The organism is Streptomyces alkaliphilus (genome assembly GCF_014141535.1).
Lineage (GTDB): Bacteria > Actinomycetota > Actinomycetes > Streptomycetales > Streptomycetaceae > Streptomyces > Streptomyces alkaliphilus.
The window spans coordinates 1-3,093 of sequence record NZ_VKHT01000630.1; the positions used below are offsets into that span (position 1 = coordinate 1).

The following is a 3,093-nucleotide window of genomic DNA, read 5'->3' on the forward strand; positions in this document are numbered from 1 at the left end:
GTGATCGCCCACCCCACCCCCGGCCTCGTCGAATCACTGGGCCGGGCCGGCATCTTCGCCTACCGCGACGACCCCAATGCCTGGATCAACGCCCTCGCGTCCTTGCGGGACCCCGACACCTGGGCCCGGGCCTCCCACCGGGCTCTGGCTCGCTCCGAGGAACTGAGCGCCGCACCCGACCTCGCTCTGTGGTGCGAAGCCGTCGAAACCCTCGCCCCCACGCCCCGGCGCAGCACCCGCCGCGGCCACCAAGAGGTGAGCCGCAACAACCGCCACGGCACGGTCGCCCCCCGATAGCCCGGAGCCCGGATGACGCACAGCGAGAGGTCGGTACCTCCCGACCACGCCCGCAACGGCGTGCTTTCGCTCGATGTCCGCGTCCGGGGAAGCGGCGGTGGGTTCCCCCCGGGGGCGTCGCGATGACGCCGATGAAGGTGTCCCGTCCGGTGGGGGGAAACGCCGCGGCTCCTTCGTGGCGGGGCCGAGCGAACCCTACGCCCTGGTGCGACGTTGTCCTTCGGGATGCCCGACCCGGAAGCAACCGGTCATGGGTTCGCTCGTGTCCGGTGGGAAGTCGGGGCGGTCACCCCGAGATGACCTTCACGTCGGTGGAGGCCGATTCGATGCCGCCCACCCGGAAGGTCAGCCGAGTGGTTCCGATCGCCGCGGTGGCGGCAGCCGTCACGGCGACCCACACGGCGGAGCCAGGATGCTGCTGCGAGAGGTCAAGATCCACATTCTGGCAGGTCAGAGTCTGCCCATCCTCGGACAGTTCGGCGTCGAAATTCTTTGTTCTCGTCATCTCACGCGAACCCACGGTCATCTGATGTTTGTCTCCGCATTCGGGCTTGAAGGCCAGGCCGGCTCCCGGGGGGAGGGTCGCGGTGATGGTCTGCGGCGGGACCGGTCCTTCCCGGTGGACTCCCACCCCCGGGTACGTGGGACCGTCGCCCCTCATCATCTCCACAGGCGACGATCCCGGCGTCACGGAGAACTGGGGTCCTCCGGTGACGGTGGCGCTCAACCCGATGCCCGGGCTGCGGCCCACGATCAACCGCCCGTCGTGGTAGGTGCCGGGATCCACCGCGGCTACCGCTTTGACCGGGATGGTGTAGAGCAGTGGGCCCTTGTCCCCGGTGCAGGTGTTGAGATGCAGGTTGCTGGTGACCAGCATGACGCTGCGGTCGCGCTCGAAACGGCAGCCCAGGCTCCCCCTCCACGCATCGTTCCCGTTGTAGGAGTAGGTGGGCCATTCGGCGAAGGCGAAGCCGGTGGGCGCGGTGAACGTCTGCACGACGTTCTTGGCGTCGACGGCCCGCCCCGCGCGGTAGGCGGTGAACTCCACGGTGAGCTCGGCGATCTCGCCGAGACCGGCCTGCGGGACGTTGACCTGGCGGCCCATCAGACTCCGCTCCCGGGGGCCCGCGACCTTCAGCACCCGGTCGTTGCTCCTGTCGGCGATGTACAGGTTGCCGTACTGGTCCAGCGCCAGCCCTGCGGGGTTTTTCAGCTCGGCCATTGTGGCCTTCTCATTGTCCTCGTCGACGAAAACAGCACTGTTGATGATGCCGTTTGGTGTTACCTTCCGCACCCGGTCGTTTGCGGTGATGTACAGATTCCCGTAGATGTCCCGCACGACCCCGTAGGGCCAGAAGAGCGCGGCTTTATCAGCCGGTCCGCCGTCGCCGAGATTCTGCACGTCGGGGTTCGACCCTGCGCCGGCAACCGTCGTGATGATGCCGTCGGGTGCCACCTTCCGCACCCGATGGTTCCCATGGTCGACGATGTACAGGTTGCCGATCTCGTCCAGGCACAAACCGGTGGGCTCGTAGAGTGAGGCGCCGGCTGCATTGTCTTCGTCACCGTTGAAGCCGCCGTGATCCGTGGTGCCGGCCACCGTGGTCATCTTGCCGTCCGGGGTCACCTTCCGCACCCGGTGCCTGCCGTATTCGGCGATGTACAAGTTTCCCGAGCTGTCGCATGCCAGGCCCCTCGGCCATTTCATGTCCGCGACCACCGTGGTGATCTTGCCGTCCGGGGTCACCTTCCGCACCCGGGATTTTTCGGAGACGTACACGTTCCCCTCGGCGTCCAACGCGAGCGCCCAAGGCCCCCGGAGCTGGGCCTGCGCCGCGGGCCCGTTGTCACCCTCGTCACCTTCTGTTCCGTTTCCGGCCACTGTGAACATCCTGCCATCCGGAGTCACCTTCCGTACCCGGTGGCCGCTGTTTTCGGCGACGAACAGGGTGCCGTCCCGGGCAACCACCACGCCCGCCGGTTGGTTGAACCTGTTGCTGGGGGCGTCTCCGCCGCGACTGTGGCTCTCCGCTTCGGTGTACTCCACCGAAGTGATCACGCCCTCCGCAACCGCTGCCGCATGCTGACCGTCCAGCGAGGTCGGACTTACCAGCGGCATGTTCATTCCAGCAATATCCACGCTCAGGGTCACCGTTGAAGCTCCTGTCTCGCTCGTGCGACACGAGTGGCCGGGAAGGGTCTCGCACGTCCCCGCTCGCGGTGAGCGGCCCATGGCGGCTTTGCCGCTCCATCGGAAAAGAGGGACACCGAAAAGGAAAAGGTCGGCACGTCCCCCCACGAGCATGGTCCATCAGGACCTCACAGCCCGCATCCGGAGAAGCCCCGGGCCACCATCCCCGTCATCTTTCTCGCGGTCCTGCGACAGAGTCGCCGGCCTCCGGATCCGGCATGACCGTGTCCCCCTGTCGGGTCATACAAAAATTTGTGGAGTTTCCGATGTGTCCCGGGTTCGGTGCAGCCCGGGGCGTCCCGACCACCCGCCTGCCATCTCGCCAACCGGTTTGTCCACGGCCCCGACCGACACCCTGAACAAGACCGCGCCACCTCCCCCGGCCCCCTGTCAACACGGACCCCACCGGCAGCCGCACAGCCTCCTGCGCGTCCGGCAACCAGGTCCGCGCATCCTCCACCAGATCACTGACACACTGAGACGCTGTTGTCTTTCCGAGTCTGACGGCTGCGTTTTCGCTGGTCAGGGGTAGGGGCGGCGTCGGTGTGGGAGTGATGGGGTGTCGTTTCGTCGCTCTCGTGGAGGTCGCGGATGCCGTCGGTTGT

General features: G+C 67.0%; 2 protein-coding genes. One reads left to right on the forward strand and one right to left on the reverse strand.

All coding sequences use genetic code 11. From position 1 onward, the window contains the following. Nucleotides 1-297, forward strand: a 297-nt coding sequence (locus FNQ90_RS17705; RefSeq protein WP_407699387.1) for a glycosyltransferase, incomplete at its 5' end; no start/stop codon positions are given. 286 nt (nucleotides 298-583) lie between these two features. Here FNQ90_RS17705 and FNQ90_RS17710 read toward each other — a convergent pair. Then, on the reverse strand, nucleotides 584-2,449 hold the full coding sequence (locus FNQ90_RS17710) for an NHL repeat-containing protein (RefSeq protein WP_182607278.1): 1,866 nt from the start codon (nucleotides 2,447-2,449) through the stop codon (nucleotides 584-586). Between the last annotated feature and the right edge of the window lie 644 nt (nucleotides 2,450-3,093).